This window comes from Arthrobacter wenxiniae (genome assembly GCF_013376105.1).
Classification (GTDB): Bacteria; Actinomycetota; Actinomycetes; order Actinomycetales; family Micrococcaceae; genus Specibacter; species Specibacter wenxiniae.
In genome coordinates this window covers 32,931-47,821 of record NZ_JAAMFM010000033.1, presented here as the reverse complement: position 1 = coordinate 47,821, position 14,891 = coordinate 32,931, and the positions used below count along the sequence as shown (strand labels likewise).

Below are 14,891 nucleotides of genomic sequence, written 5' to 3'. Positions count from 1 at the left end.
AGGCACGATCGACCCCGGCACACCCCGCCAGGCCGCCGAAAAATACGACCTGAACAACGTCAACGCCGGCACCACCGGCAACGCCGGAGGCGACAGCTAAACCCCAACACCTCCCCCGTGGCTGGGCCCGTCGAAACCCCGGAGCGGGCGGGGATAGATTGGATGCCATGGTGAACACGACGGCGGTCCTGCTGGCGGCGGGGGCCGGCACCCGGCTGGGGCGCGGGCCCAAGGCCTTGCTGCCCTTCAGCGGCCGCACACTTGTGGAGCATGCGGCCGCCGTCCTGCGGGACGGCGGCTGCAGTGGCGTTGTGGTGGTGGTGGGTGCCGGGGCCGCGGAGGTCGCCGCACTTCCGGGCCTGGCCGGCTGCCGGCTGGTGCCCAATGAGGACTGGGCGTCCGGCATGGGCGGCTCGTTCCGCCTGGGCGTGGCCGCGGCCGCGGGCAATTCGCCGGGCAACACCGTGCTGGTGGCCCTGGTGGACCAGCCCGGCGTCACGGCGGCGCTTGTGTCGCGGCTGATTGCCGCGCACCGCCCGGGCCGGGTCACGGCCGCAGGCTACCCGTCCGGCGCCCTGTCCCCGGACAGTCCCGGCCTGCACCGCGGCCACCCCATCATCTTCGACCCGGCCCTGGCATCCAGGGCGGCTGCCGCCTCAAAGGGCGACGCCGGGGCCCGGGACTTCCTGCGCGCCCACCCCGGGCTCATCGACCTGGTGGACTGCGGCGACCTTTTCGACGGCGCCGACCTGGACACCGAATCCGACCTGCACCTGCTAAACGGCCACCTGGCTTCGCCGGTCCACGATCACGCCCGCAAGCAAAGCTAAGCTGCCAGCCTGCCTGCCTGGCCTGCGCCCGGGTGCCAGGTTGCCGGAAGGCTGCGTTGCCGACACCGGTTCACCGCGATCGCGCCGCGCTATGGCCGCGGCTCCAGCACGGGCACCGGGGGTGCGGCAGCCCCTGCAGCGGCTGCGGCCTTCAACCCCAGGTAGATGACATCCCGGGCCAGCGGCAGCCGGGTGAACCGGACGCCGGTGGCATTGCGGATGGCGTTGGCCAGCGCCGGCGCCACCGGGTTGAACGGGCTCTCGCTCATCGACTTGGCGCCCAGCGGCCCCAAGGCGTCATGGGTGACGGCAAAATAGACCTCGCTGCGCGGCACGTCAGCAAAGGTGGGGATGTGGTACTGGCGCAGGATGTCCGTCGTCACGGCGCCGTCGGGCCCCACCAGCACCTCCTCATAGAGGGCGGCGCCCAGCGCCTGGGCAATGCCGCCCTCGACCTGTCCCCGGCACTGCCGCGGGTTGACCACCACGCCGGCGTCCGCCGCCTGCACGCTTTGGAGGATCCGCAGCTCCCCCGTGCCGGTGTTGACGGCCACGCGGAAGCCATGGACGTTGAACGCCACCGAGCGGGGCGTGCCGCCCCAGCGCCCCTCCGTCCGCAGCGTGCGCCCGGCCGCGGCGGCCAGCGCAAAAACGCGGGAAAGCGGCAGCAGCACGCCGCCGCAGTCCACGGCCCCCGGCACCAGGCGGCACGCGGCAACATCCGCCCCCGCCCCGTCCGCGGCAACCTTGAGGATCTCCGCGGCCAGGTCCTGGGCGGCAAGCAGCGTCGCCTTGCCGGCCACCACGGTGCCGGTGGAGCCGAACGCGCCGGTGTCGTGCTCCGTCAGCGCCGTGTCCGACTGGCGCACCTCCACCAGTTCCGCCCGGCTGTTGAGCGCCGTCGCCGCCAGTTGGGCGTGCACGGTGGTGGTGCCGTTGCCAAATTCGGCCGTACCCACGCTGGCCCTGAACGTGCCGTCGGCCAACAGCTGCAGCACGGAATGGGCAAAGTGCCCGCGCGGCGGCACGGTGTCAATCATGGACAGCGCAGTGCCCGTCCCCACGGCCCACTCCGGCCCCAGCTCCCCGAGCCCGGCCTCGCGATACCGCTCGGCCCCTCGCCGCAGGGCGTCCGCCACGAGCTCCACGCACTGGTCCAGCCCGTAGCTGCCAAAGTGGACGTCCGCCTCGGGCTCGGGGGAGGTCGACAGCATGGGGTTCCCGGCACGGATCATGTTGCGCCGCCGGAACTCCATGGGATCCATGCCCAGGCCCGCTGCCAGCTCGTCCATGGCCGACTCCACCGCAAAGAACATCTGGCTCAGCCCGTACCCGCGGAACGCGCCGGCGGGCACCGTGTTCGTGTAGACCGCCCGGGCGTCCACCTTCTTGTTGGGGCACTGGTACACGGCCAGGGACTCCCCGCAGCCGTGGAACATGACGCCGGGGGCGTGGTTGCCGTACGCGCCGGTGTTGGTCACCACGTCCACGGCCAGCGCCGTCAGCGTGCCGTCCCGCCTCGCCCCGGCCCGCAGCCTGATGGTGAAGGGGTGCCGGGTGGTGGACGCGGTGAGCTGCTCCGTGCGCGTGTATTCCAGCTGCACCGGCCGCTTGAGCGCCAGGACGGCGAGCGCCACGACGTCCTCCGTCAGCATTTCCTGCTTGCCGCCAAAGCCGCCGCCCACCCGGCCCGCCACCACGCGCACGTCCTCCTCCGCCAGGCCAAAGACGCGGCACAGCGCGCGCCGGGTCAGGAACGGCGTCTGCGTGGACGATCTCACGTGCAGCCGGCCCTCCCGGTCCAGGTGCGCGATCGACGCGTGGGTCTCCAGCGCCGTGTGCTGCACCCGCTGCGTCCTGTAGCTTTCCTGATGGACGACGTCGGCCGCCGCCAGCCCCGCTGCAACGTCGCCGAGCTCGGAGTGCAGCTCGGCGACGATGTTCCGTGCGGGGTCGCCAATGCGGCTGGCCGCACCGTCCTTGTCACCGTGCACGGCCGGGGCGCCGGGGAGCAGGGCCTCCTCGGGGTCGAAAACGGCGGGCAGCACGTCATAGCCGACCACCACGGCGCGCACGCCGGCCTCGGCCGCCTGGACGGAATCTGCCACCACGGCGGCCACGCGCTGGCCCACGTGGCGCACCACCGAATCCAGCACCAGGGTGTCGTCGGGGTCGTCCGTGTACAGCTCATGCTGGGCCGTGGAAAACAGCTGCTGCGGGGAGTCCAGGTGTGTGAACACGGCATGCACGCCGGGCAGCCGCAGGGCCGCCGACGCGTCTATGGAGGTGATCCGCGCATGGGCGTGCGGGGAGCGGACCAGCTTCATGTGCAGCAGCCCCGGATAGTCGGCGGGGTCGACGTCGAGCGTGTAGCGGGCGGTGCCCGTCACCACGGCGGGTCCGGCGGGCGCGCCCTGGTTGGCGCCCACCTGGCCCGATAGGGGGCGGCCGGCAGAAGTGCCGTCGCCCGCCGCATGGCCGCAGGCCTCCGCCGCCGCCGTAGACCCTGTCTCCGTGGACACGCCCAGGACCGCATCCCCGATGGCGCGGTAGCCCGTGCAGCGGCACAGGTTTCCCTTCAGGTTCCGGGGGAGGTCTTCCTTGTGGGCGTCCTCGAAGGTGGCGGCCGTCATGAGCATGCCGGCGGTGCAGAAGCCGCACTGGAAGCCCTGCGCGGCCAGGAACTGTTCCTGCATTGGATGCAGCCCTTCGCCGTCGGCCAGGCCCTCGACCGTGGTGACGGCTTTTCCCTGGGCCCGGACCGCCGGGTAGATGCAGCTGTGCACCGGCGTGCCGTCCACGTGCACCGTGCAGGCGCCGCAGTCGCCTCCGTCGCAGCCTTTTTTGACGCCCAGCAGGCCTTCCTCGCGCAGGAAGGTGCGAAGGCACTGCCCGGGCCGGGGCTCGTTGGCGTGCGGCGTGCCGTTGATGTCCATGGCCATGGTTCAGCCCCCTTCGCTGGTGGTTTGAGCCGAGGCGCCAAGCAGTTCGGCCCGGATTTCCTCGGCCAGCCGGTAGGTCATGTCGCGGCGCCACTGCGGCAGGCCGTGAATGTCGTCGTGGTACAGCTCCACGGGGATGGCGGCGTCCAGGGCACGGCGCAGGGCCGCGGCACCCAACCCCGCGGCACCCAACCCGGCAGCGCCCAACCCGCCAGCGCCGGCGGCCGCGAAGCGCAGCTGGACCGGGCGCCTGGTGGAGGCGGTCACCGTCAGGACCAGTCCGCCGTCGTGCGGTGCGCGGCCGATCACGAGGACACCGGAGCGGCCCAGGTTGCTCAGCGAGAGCCGCCGGAACGCCACGCGGGATTCCAGGGCGGCCGCGGGCAGGTGGATGCTGCGCAGGAGTTCGCCCGGGGCCAGGCTGGTGCGGGCGTCGCCCACCACCAGCTCCGCCACGGGGACATGCCGGCTGCCGCCGCCGGGCTCCAGGACCGTGGCCACGCCGTCGAGGGCGGCGCACAGCGAGGTCATGGGTCCGGCAGGCAGGGCCGTGCAGATGTTGCCGCCCACCGTGGAGGCGTTCCAAATCTTGAATGACGCCACGAACGAGTCGCAGCACGGCCGCACCAGCTCCAGCCCCGTCCAGCCGGCCGGCACCCCGGGGCGGTCCGGCAGGGCGTAGAGCTCGGCGATCTTGCACGTGGCGGCCAGCTCGATGCCGTCGGGGGTGACGGTGACGGGTTCCCAGCCGGCCTCCGTCAGGTCCAACAGGCGGCGCAGCGTGGTGCTGCCGTAGGAAAACAGCACGGTGCCGCCGGCCAGCCAGGCGTCCCCGGGACGCCAGGCGGCGGGGTCCGTTGTGGGAACCACTGCCTCGATGGTGTTCATGTCCATGGGAACCTCCTGGGTGGATGGACGGTTTGTGCGGATGTAGGGCCGGGCCCCGCGGGACCCGGCCCGGCGCCGGCTAGTGGATCCCGAGGAGCTGCTGGATGGGACCGATGCCGAAGTACACCACAAAGGCGGCGGCCACGCCCCACATCAGCGCATGGATCTCGCGGCCCCTGCCCTGGACCACCCGGATGATCACGTAGGCGATGAACCCGGCGCCCAGGCCGTTGGCGATCGAGTATGTGAACGGCATCAGGATGAAGGTCAGGAATGCGGGGATGGCGATCCCGTAGTCGCTCCAGTCGACCTTGCGGACCTGCGAGGCCATCATGAATCCGACGATCACCAGGGCGGGCGCCACGGCCTCGAACGGGAAGATTGCCACGAGGGGCGCAAAGAACGCCGCCAGCAGGAACAGACCGCCCGTGACCAGGCTGGCCAGACCGGTGCGTGCGCCCTCCGCTATGCCGGCCGCCGACTCGACAAAGATCTCATTGGCGGAAACGGAGCCGAACCCGCCGGCCATGGAGCCCGCCGCGTCGACCAGCAGCACCCGGTTCGCGTTCTTCATGTTGTTGTTCTCATCCACCAGGCCCGCCTCGCTGGCCAGCCCGGTCATGGTGCCCATGGCGTCAAAAAATACGCTGAGCAGGATGGTGAAGGTCAGCAGCAGGGCGGACATGAGCCCCAGGTGGGCGAAGGCGCCAAAGAGGTCCACCCTGCCGATCAGGGACAGGTCCGGGAGGGAAAAGAACGTGCCGGGTACGGCCGGGACCATGAGGGACCAGCCGGAAGGGTCGCCCTGGCTCGAGGCCGTGTGGGTGAAGAGCTGGATTGCCATGGCAAAGAGCGTGGAGGCGACGATGCCGATCAGGATCCCGCCCTTGACCTTGCGCACCACCAGGATGATGGTCAGCACCAGACCGAACACAAACACGAGCGTGGGCCAGCCCAGCAGCTTCCCGTCCTGGCCCAGCTGCACCGGCACCGTGGTGTGCGCGGCGTCCGGGATGCGGCGGACAAACCCGGCGTTCACGAGCCCGATGATGGCGATGAACAGGCCGATCCCCACCACGATGGCGGTCTTCAGCCCGGCCGGGACGGCCCGCATCACGGCCTCCCGCAGTCCGGAGATGACCAGCACGAACATGACGATCCCGGCAATGAGCACCAGTCCCATGACCTCCGGCCAGGTCAGGTTCCTGGTGGTGGCGATGGTGGCCGAGACGAAGGCGTTCACGCCCAGCCCGGCGGCGAGCGCAAAGGGGTACTTGGCCCAGGCCCCCATCACAATGGTGGTCACGCCGGCCACGACGGCGGTCACGGCCGCCACCTGCGGTATGCCCAGCGTGTGGCCGGAGCCGTCCGCCGAGCTGAGGATCAGCGGGTTGAGGACCACGATGTAGCACATGGCGAAGAACGTGGCCAGGCCGCCGCGGAATTCGCGCAGGACGTTGGAGCCGCGCGCCGTGATTTCAAAGTAGCGGTCAATGGAGTGCCAGAGTCCGCGCCGGGGCGCCGCCTGGGCGGAGCCTTCGGGTTTCACAGTTTCCTTGCCGGCCCCATCTTGCCCGGTCTTGTTCAAGAGTGACATGTGAGGATCCCCGCCCTAATAGTCAATCCGGGTGGCGAGGCCCGTCCACGTGGTGAACGGGGCCAAGGGGTCGCTGGCGCCGGGCGCCAGCTGCCGCACGGGCATGGGCCGCTGCTCCACGGGGGTGTCGAAGTAGTCGTAGAAGACGGCGTCGTCGAAGCCTGCCCTGGCGGCGTCGTGCCGGTCGGCGGCGTAGAACACCCTGTCCACGCGGGCCCAGAGGGCCGAGGCCAGGCACATGGGGCAGGGCTCGCAACTGGTGTAGAGGGTGGCGCCGGAGAGGTCGAAGGTGCCGAGCGCCGTGCAGGCACTCCTGATGGCGGTGACCTCGGCGTGCGCGGTGGGGTCGTTGTTGGCCGTGACGCGGTTGATGCCCTCAAAGGCCCGCCCGTCCGCCGTGACGATGACGGCGCCGAATGGCCCGCCGTGGTCCAGGACGTTGGCCACAGCCAACTCCACTGCCCGGGCCAGGTGGTCCTGGCCGCTATGACTGGTATTCATGGTGACTTCCTTGTCACTTGTGAGCACCCGGTTGTTCAGGTCCTTGCGGGAGGCCCGGGGGCCTCCATGTACCGGTGTGCACTTGGTTGGGGATTCAAGATACGCCCGGTAGATAGCGGCCCTTCGAGGGGCGCCCGCCATAGACTTGATGAAGACACTAACACCCGGATGTGAGACAGGCAACAGTTTTTTGGAAACTCGTTATCGCATCATGAAATCGGCGGGCCGTTGACATCCCGTCCGGCCGTCGCCTAGGTTGAAACCGGGCCGCCACGTCGGCCCGCCTGGATCAGCAGACAGGCCAACACTGAGCTGGCACCCGCAAGGTGCCGGCTTTTTTTGTTGGCCGACAGCGGGACGCCCCCTCCAACCGCAAGGATCCACACCGTGAATCAAGCCCACGCCAAGCAGCGCCTGTGGCTGAAGAACCCGCTCGCCGCCTTTACCGCCAATGACCTCGACGCCGGCGGCGGGGTGGTCATTTCCGGCGGCACCATCGCCGAGGTGGTGGGCACCGGCAAATCACCCGCCGTGCCGTGCGAAGAGGTGTTCGACGCCGGCCGGCACGTCATCACGCCGGGCCTGGTCAACACCCACCACCACTTTTACCAAACACTTACCCGCGCCTGGGCGCCCGTGGCCAATGCCGAGCTGTTCCCGTGGCTGAAGAACCTGTACCCCGTATGGGCGCGCCTGACCCCCCGGGACCTTGAACTGGCCACCACGGCGGCCCTCGCCGAGCTGCTCCTCTCCGGGTGCACCACGGCCGCCGACCACCACTACCTGTTCCCCGGCGGCCTCGAGGAGGCCATCGACATCCAGGTCCAGGTTGTGCGTGCACTGGGCATGCGGGCCACCCTCACCCGGGGCTCCATGTCCCTGGGCGAGGACGACGGCGGATTGCCGCCGCAATCGACCGTCCAGGACCCGGAGGTGATCCTGGCCGACAGCGATCGGCTCGTGGCCGCCTACCACGAACGCGGCGAGGATGCCGTCATCCAGATAGCGCTGGCGCCGTGCTCACCGTTTTCCGTCACCCGCGACCTCATGGCGGAGAGCGCCGCCCTGGCCGAAAAATTGGACGTGCGGCTGCACACGCACCTGGCCGAGACCCTTGACGAGGAGGACTTTTGCCGCGGGCGCTTTGGCCTGCGCACCGTGGACTACCTGGAGAGCGTGGGCTGGCTGACAGACCGCACGTGGGTGGGGCACGGCATCCACTTTGACGACGCCGAGATCACCCGGCTGGGAGCCGCCGGCACCGGCGTGGCCCACTGTCCGACGTCGAACATGAGGCTGGCGTCCGGCACGGCCCGCATCCTGGAACTCGAGGCGGCCGGCGTCCCGGTAGGACTTGGCGTGGACGGGTCGGCCTCCAACGACGCGTCCAACATGATCCAGGAAGCCCGCCAGGCGCTCTACCTGCAGCGGCTCCGCTACGGCGCCGGCGTCAGCGTGGAGCGGGCGCTGGGCTGGGCCACCCGCGGCTCGGCCCGGGTGCTGGGGCGGGACAGCCTGGGCGAGATTGCCCCCGGCCGCCAGGCAGACCTGGCCCTGTTCATGCTCGACGAGCTGCGGTTTTCAGGCTCCCACGACCCCGTGGCGGCCCTGCTGCTGTGCGGGGCCGACCGGGCGGACCGGGTCATGGTGGGCGGGCAGTGGCGCGTGGTGGACGGGCAGATCCCGGGCCTTGACCTGGGCACGCTCATCGCCGAACACAGCCGCGCGGCCCGCAGGCTGGTGAACGGCGGTTGATCCCCGGCGGTGGCTAGTTGCTGTTCATCTCCGCCGAAATGACGGCGGCGGCGGCCTCCAGCATGGGCACCGCGCGGTCGGCGAACGCCTGGTCGACGCGGGTGACGGGGCCGGAGACGGAGATGGCCGTGGGGGTGGGGGCCTGCGGCACGGCCATGGCGAAGCAGCGGACGCCGAGCTCCTGCTCCTCCTCGTCAATGGAGTAGCCGCGCTGGCGGATCACCTCAAGGTCTGCCAGCAGTTCCTCGATGGTGCCCAGGCTCTTGGGCGTGGGCGTGGGCATGCCCTGGCGGGCGATGATGCCGCGCACGGTGTCGTTGTCCAGCTGGGCCAGGAGCGCCTTGCCGACGCCGGTGTCGTGGGTGTGGGCGCGGCGGCCCACCTCCGTGAACATGCGCATGGAATGCGGCGAGGGGACCTGGGCGATGTAGATGACCATGTCCGACTCCAGGACGGCCATGTTGGCTGTCTCGCCCAGCCGGTCCACGAGCGTCTTCAGCTGCGGGCGGGCCAGCGCGCCGAGCTGCCTGTTGGCGCCCTCGCCCAGCCGGATGAGCCGCGGCCCCAGCGCGTAGCGGCGGTTGGGGAGCTGGCGGATGTACCCGAGGGACACGAGCGTGCGCAGCAGCCGGTGGATGGTGGGCAGCGGCAGGTCCGTGGAGCCGGAGAGCTCGCTGAGCGTCACGTCGCCGCCGGCGTCGGTGATGAGCTCGAGCAGTTCAAACACCCGCTCGACGGACTGAACGCCGCCATTTGCCTTTGCCGCCATTGCCACCACTCCCGGTTGCGTGGGACGCGTGGGCCCCACCTTTTTATCCACATCGTGAAAACTGTGTTTCACTCCTAAAGATACATCACCCCGAGGGATTTGGAACCACCGGTGGGCGGAGCTTGTATTTTCACTAGATAGATAATAATATCCATCATACGAAAACGAAGGTTAATTCCGACAGCCCCACGGGCCCACACAAAGGACATTCAATGGCGAACCCCAGCCCCGGAAACTCCATCACCCTGCGTGTCAGCGCACCCTCCAACTTCACGGTCACCAGTGAACTTGCCGCCGCGGCGGCCGCGGCGGGCGCCGCAGTGACCGCACTGGACGTCACCGAATCCCACCACGGCAGCATCACCGTGGACATCACCGCCAACACCACGGACGACGCGCACGCGGACCGTGTCCGCGACGCCCTTGAGGCGCTCGACGGCGTCTCCGTCCTCCACGTTTCCGACCGCACCTTCCTGATGCACCTGGGCGGCAAGCTTGAGGTCGTCCCCAAGGTGGCCCTGCGCAACCGCGACGACCTCTCGCGGGCCTACACGCCCGGCGTCGCACGCGTCTGCATGGCGATCGCCGAGGACCCCTCCGCGGCCCGCAACCTGACGGTCAAGCGCAACACCATCGCCGTCGTCACCGACGGCACCGCCGTCCTGGGCCTCGGCGACATCGGCCCCGCCGCGGCCCTGCCCGTCATGGAAGGCAAGGCGGCACTGTTCAAGCAGTTCGCCAATGTCGACGCCTGGCCGGTCTGCCTCGACACGAAGGACACCGAGGAGATCATCATGATCGTCAAGGCCCTCGCCCCCGTCTACGGCGGCGTCAACCTCGAGGACATCGCCGCGCCGCGCTGCTTCGAGATTGAAAGGCGCCTCCGCGAGGAACTGGACATCCCGGTCTTCCACGACGACCAGCACGGCACCGCCATCGTGACCCTGGCCGCGCTCACCAACGCGCTGAAGGTGGTGGAGAAGAAGATCGGCGACGTCAAGATCGTGGTGGCCGGCGTCGGCGCGGCAGGCAACGCCATCATCCAGCTGCTCATCGCCCAGGGCGCCACCAACATTGTGGCGTGCGGGCGCAACGGCGCCATCCACCGCAACGAGGAACACAGGGACGCGCACCGCGCCTGGCTGGCCGAGAACACCAACCCCGACAACTTCGACGGCACCCTGCACGAGGCCATGACGGGGGCCGACGTCTTCATCGGCGTCAGCGGTCCCAACGTCATCGGCGAGGAGCAGGTGGCCGCCATGGCCCCGGACGCCATCGTGTTCGCCATGGCGAATCCGACCCCCGAGGTGGACCCGGTCATCGCCGCCAGGCACGCGGCCGTCGTGGCCACGGGCCGCAGCGACTTCCCCAACCAGATCAACAACGTCCTCGCCTTTCCGGGGTTCTTCCGCGGGCTCCTCGATGCCGGCGTGGCCGACATCACCGACGATATGCTGGTCGCAGCGGCCTCCGCCATCGCCAACCGCGTGGACGCATCCGAACTGAACGCCAGCTACATCATCCCCAGCGTCTTCGACCCGCATGTGGCCGGCGACGTCGCCTCCGCCGTGGCTGCCGCGGCAGGAACATCGAACGAAAGGACGCAGTCATGACCGAAATCTCCCTGCCCACAGCATCGGTTGCCGTCACCGACACCACACCCATCCCCCGCGCCGGCGAAATCCTGACTCCGGAAGCCCTGGCGTTCGTCGCCGAGCTGAACCGCCGCTTCAACCCGGCCCGCAAGGACCGCCTGGCCGAGCGCACCGCCAAGCGCGGGCACGTCGCCGCCACGGGCGGCCTGGACTTCCTGCCGGAAACCGCGGACGTTCGTGCCGGTGACTGGAAGGTGGCCCCGGCCCCAGCAGCCCTGGCGGACCGCCGCGTGGAGATGACCGGTCCGGCGTCACCCGCCAAGATGGCCATCAACGCCCTCAACTCCGGCGCGAAGGTGTGGCTGGCCGACCTCGAGGATGCCAGCACCCCGCTCTGGGCCAACGTGGTGGACGCCGTCCTGAACCTGCGCGACGCCGCGCTCGGCACGCTCGCGTACACCTCGCCCGAAGGCAAGGAGTACCGCCTCCGCACGGATGCCCCGCTGTCCGTGGTCGTGGCCCGCCCGCGCGGCTGGCACCTGGAGGAAAGCCACGTGCTGGTCGACGGCGAACCCGCCTCGGGCGCGCTGGTGGACTTTGGCCTGCACTTCTTCCACACGGCCACGCTGCTGCTCGCCAACGGCCAGGGTCCGTACTACTACCTGCCCAAGATGGAAAGCCACCTCGAGGCCCGGCTCTGGAACGACGTCTTTGTGTTTGCCCAGGACTACCTCGGCATCCCGCAGGGCACCGTCCGGGCCACCGTGCTCATCGAGACCATCCCGGCCGCCTTTGAAATGGACGAGATCCTCTACGAACTGCGCGACCACGCCTCGGGCCTGAACGCCGGACGCTGGGACTACCTGTTCAGCATCATCAAGTACTTCCGCGACGCCGGCGCCGCCTTCGTCCTGCCGGACCGCGGCCAGATCACCATGACCGCGCCGTTCATGCGCGCCTACACCGAGCTGCTGGTGAAGACGTGCCACCGCCGCGGCGCCTTCGCCATGGGCGGCATGGCCGCCGTCATCCCCAACCGGCGCGAGCCCGAGGTCACGGCGGCCGCGTTCGAGAAGGTCCGCGCGGACAAGACCCGCGAGGCCAACGACGGCTTCGACGGCTCGTGGGTGGCCCACCCCGACCTGGTCCCCGTCTGCCAGGAGGTGTTCGACGCCGTCCTCGGCGAGCGCCCCAACCAGCTGGACAAGCAGCGCCCCGAGGTCTCCGTCACGGCTGCCCAGCTGTTGGACATCGCCTCCACCAAGGGCACAGTCACCGAGGAAGGGCTGCGCCTGAACCTCTACGTGGCCGTCGCCTACACGGCCGTCTGGCTCTCCGGCAGCGGCGCCGTGGCCATCCACAACCTCATGGAGGACGCCGCCACGGCGGAAATCTCCCGTTCCCAGGTGTGGCAGCAGATCCACAACGCCGTCACCCTCGCCGATTCGGGCAGGACCGTCACCCGCGAACTCGTCACGGCGATCCTGGCCGAGGAGACCGCCAAGCTGCACGGCGAGGTGGGCGACGACGCCTTCGCCAAGTACTACAAGCCCGCCAGCGACCTCATCGCGGACATCTGCCTGTCGGAGGACTTCACGGACTTCCTGACCGTCCCCGCCTACGAACTGGCGGCCGGCTCATGAGCCCGGCCCGGTCCCTCTCGGCGGGCGACCTGGCACAAATAGACGCCTCACTGCAGGCCACGGACCGGCTGCTGGACCGCAACTACCCGGGCGACGACGGCTCCCGCCAACCCGTGCACACCGTCTACGTCCCGGCCGACCGGTTCACCCCGGACCTCGCGGCCGGCTGGGGCCGGCAGGCCCAGGCCGCGGCCGAGGCCCATGGCGGGCTGGAACGCCTGGGCGCCCTGCTGGGCCAGGACGGCGCACTGGCCGCCGGGGTGGCCCCGCGGGTAGCGGCAAAACTGGCGGCGGAACCCATCGAGGACCTGCGTCTGGACTTTGAGGACGGCTACGGCAACCGCGGCGACGAGGCGGAGGACGCCGACGCCGTTGCGGCCGGCAAGGCCGTCGCCGCCGCTGTTGCCGCCGGCACCGCCCCGCCGTTCATCGGCATCCGTATCAAGAGCCTTGAGGCGGCCACCCGGGCCCGCGGACTCCGCACCCTGGACCTGTTTGTCTCGACCCTGGCCGAAGCCGGCGAATTGCCCGACGGACTGGTGCTGACGCTGCCCAAGGTGACCACGGTGGACCAGGTCAAGGCGATGGACTTCGCCGTCGGCCGTCTCGAGGCCGCACACTCGCTGCCCGCCGGCAGGCTCCGCTTCGAGGTGCAGGTGGAAACGCCCCAGCTGATCCTCGGCGCGGACGGCACCTCGCCCGTGGCCCGGCTGGCGCATGCCGTCCCCGGGCGGATCAGCGCCCTGCACTACGGCACCTACGACTACAGCGCGTCGCTGGAAATCGCGGCGCAGTACCAGTCCATGGAGCACCCCGCGGCGGACTTCGCCAAGGAAGTGATGCAGCTGGCCGTGGCCGGCACCGGCATCCGGCTCTCGGACGGCTCCAGCAACGTCATCCCCCTGGGCGACGGCACGGAGGACGCCTGGCGGCTGCACGGCCGGCTGGTCCGCCGCTCGCTGGAACGCGGCTACTACCAGGGCTGGGACATGCACCCGGCACACCTGCCCAGCCGCTTCCTGGCCACCTACGCGTTCTACCGCCAGGGCCTGCCGTCGGCGGCGGCCCGGCTCGCCAACTACGTCTCGCGCACCGAAGGTGCCGTCATGGACGAGCCCGCCACGGCCCGCGCCCTGGCCAACTTCGTCCTGCGCGGGCTGGTCTGCGGCGCCGTCGGCGCGGATGAGGTCCGCGCGTCCACGGGCCTGGACCAAACCCAACTGACCCGGCTGGCCCACCCGCGGCTCGCACCCATTTCCCACTAAGGAGCCATTGATGGGCAAGTACTACTCCCCCCAAGGCGGCCTGCCGCCGCAGACGCACCTCACCACGGAGCGCGCCATTGTCACGGAGGCCTACACGGTCATCCCCAAGGGCGTCATGACGGACATCGTCACGAGCAACCTGCCCGGGTTCACCAACACCCGGTCCTGGATCATCGCCCGTCCGATCTCCGGCTTCGCCACCACCTTCTCGCAGCTGATCGTGGAGATCGGCCCTGGTGGCGGGGCACCGCGCGCCGAGTTCGAGTCCGGCGTCGAGGGCGTCATCTTTGTCACCCAGGGCAGGGTCAACCTGACCCTTGGGGGCGAGCTGCACCAGCTGGAGGAGGGCGGCTACGCCTACCTGGCGGCCGGGGACGCGTGGGGCCTGGAGAACGTCTCCGACGGCGTCGTCACCTTCCAGTGGATCCGCAAGGCCTACGAGCGGCTTGAGGGCTACGAGGCCAAGTCCTTCGTCACGAGCGACGCCGAGGTGGAACCCACCGCGATGCCCGACACCGACGGCGCCTGGAAGACCACCCGCTTCACGGATTCCTCCGACCTGGCCCACGACATGCAGGTGAACATCGTTTCGTTCCAGCCGGGTGGGGTCATCCCGTTTCCGGAGACCCACGTCATGGAGCACGGCCTGTACGTGTTGGAGGGCAAGGCCATGTACCTGCTCAACAACGACTGGGTTGAGGTGGAGGCCGGCGACTTCATGTGGCTGCGCGCCTTCTGCCCGCAGGCCTGCTACGCCGGCGGCCCCGGCGAGTTCCGCTACCTGCTGTACAAGGACATGAACCGCCAGGTCAAGCTGACATAGGGGTTCCGTGGTTTTTGCCGCCGCTCCCGCAAATTGCCGCCGCCAGACCGGTGGCATTTTGCGGGAGCGGCGGCATTTTTGATTTCAGGGGTCAGACGTCGCCGTCCCGTTCGCCCCGGCGGATGATGCCGTGGGCCACATCCAAGGTGCGCAGCCCCTTGACTACACTCCCCACATTGCCTAAACTTTTCATAAAGCAGAATCTAAATTCCACAAGATGAAAATCTGAGGGAAGAGTCGACCAAGACAACGGAACGCCGACGTTCCGCGGAAGGACCCC

Annotated in this window: 11 protein-coding genes; 6 read left to right on the top strand and 5 right to left on the bottom strand. The window is 69.6% G+C overall.

The genetic code is table 11. The features are described from left to right. Nucleotides 1–167: 167 nt before the first annotated feature. A complete protein-coding gene (gene nboR / locus G6034_RS16725; RefSeq protein ID WP_176636247.1) occupies nucleotides 168–830 on the top strand; it encodes a nicotine blue oxidoreductase in 663 nt (220 codons plus the stop codon). A gap of 89 nt (nucleotides 831–919) precedes the next feature. Here the strand turns inward: nboR and G6034_RS16720 are convergent, their stop codons facing one another. From G6034_RS16720 to G6034_RS16705, 4 genes are all read right to left on the bottom strand, one after another. Continuing rightward, complete coding sequence (locus tag G6034_RS16720) at nucleotides 920–3,772, bottom strand: molybdopterin-dependent oxidoreductase (RefSeq protein WP_176636246.1); 2,853 nt, start codon at nucleotides 3,770–3,772, stop codon at nucleotides 920–922. Between the two features lie 3 nt (nucleotides 3,773–3,775). Next, on the bottom strand, nucleotides 3,776–4,666 hold the full coding sequence (locus tag G6034_RS16715; RefSeq protein WP_176636245.1) for an FAD binding domain-containing protein: 891 nt from the start codon (nucleotides 4,664–4,666) through the stop codon (nucleotides 3,776–3,778). Between the two features lie 73 nt (nucleotides 4,667–4,739). Next, a complete protein-coding gene (locus G6034_RS16710) occupies nucleotides 4,740–6,257 on the bottom strand; it encodes an NCS2 family permease (RefSeq protein ID WP_176636244.1) in 1,518 nt (505 codons plus the stop codon). Nucleotides 6,258–6,272: 15 nt separating this feature from the next. Then, on the bottom strand, nucleotides 6,273–6,758 hold the full coding sequence (locus G6034_RS16705) for a nucleoside deaminase (RefSeq protein WP_176636243.1): 486 nt from the start codon (nucleotides 6,756–6,758) through the stop codon (nucleotides 6,273–6,275). Between the two features lie 387 nt (nucleotides 6,759–7,145). Between G6034_RS16705 and G6034_RS16700 the strand changes: the two genes are divergently transcribed. Next, nucleotides 7,146–8,513, top strand: a complete 1,368-nt coding sequence (locus tag G6034_RS16700; protein ID WP_176636242.1) for an 8-oxoguanine deaminase — start codon at nucleotides 7,146–7,148, stop codon at nucleotides 8,511–8,513. A gap of 13 nt (nucleotides 8,514–8,526) precedes the next feature. Here the strand turns inward: G6034_RS16700 and G6034_RS16695 are convergent, their stop codons facing one another. Further along, nucleotides 8,527–9,282, bottom strand: coding sequence for an IclR family transcriptional regulator (locus G6034_RS16695; RefSeq protein ID WP_176636241.1), 756 nt, complete (start codon nucleotides 9,280–9,282; stop codon nucleotides 8,527–8,529). Nucleotides 9,283–9,494: 212 nt separating this feature from the next. Here G6034_RS16695 and G6034_RS16690 point away from each other — a divergent pair, with 212 nt between their 5' ends. Genes G6034_RS16690 through G6034_RS16675 form a run of 4 tightly spaced genes read left to right on the top strand, consistent with a single transcriptional unit; the run spans nucleotide 9,495 to nucleotide 14,611 of the window. Continuing rightward, the gene (locus tag G6034_RS16690) at nucleotides 9,495–10,898 is read left to right on the top strand and encodes an NAD-dependent malic enzyme (RefSeq protein WP_176636240.1); all 1,404 of its coding nucleotides are present in this window, start codon (nucleotides 9,495–9,497) and stop codon (nucleotides 10,896–10,898) included. Further along, nucleotides 10,895–12,523: a malate synthase A gene (gene aceB / locus G6034_RS16685; protein ID WP_176636239.1), complete on the top strand. Its 1,629-nt coding sequence runs from the start codon at nucleotides 10,895–10,897 to the stop codon at nucleotides 12,521–12,523. The genes G6034_RS16690 and aceB overlap by 4 nt, the downstream gene beginning before the upstream one ends. After that, on the top strand, nucleotides 12,520–13,788 hold the full coding sequence (locus G6034_RS16680; protein WP_176636238.1) for a DUF6986 family protein: 1,269 nt from the start codon (nucleotides 12,520–12,522) through the stop codon (nucleotides 13,786–13,788). Before aceB ends, G6034_RS16680 begins: the two co-directional genes overlap by 4 nt. Before the next feature lie 10 nt (nucleotides 13,789–13,798). Further along, a complete protein-coding gene (locus G6034_RS16675; protein WP_176636237.1) occupies nucleotides 13,799–14,611 on the top strand; it encodes a bifunctional allantoicase/(S)-ureidoglycine aminohydrolase in 813 nt (270 codons plus the stop codon). Nucleotides 14,612–14,891: the final 280 nt, after the last annotated feature.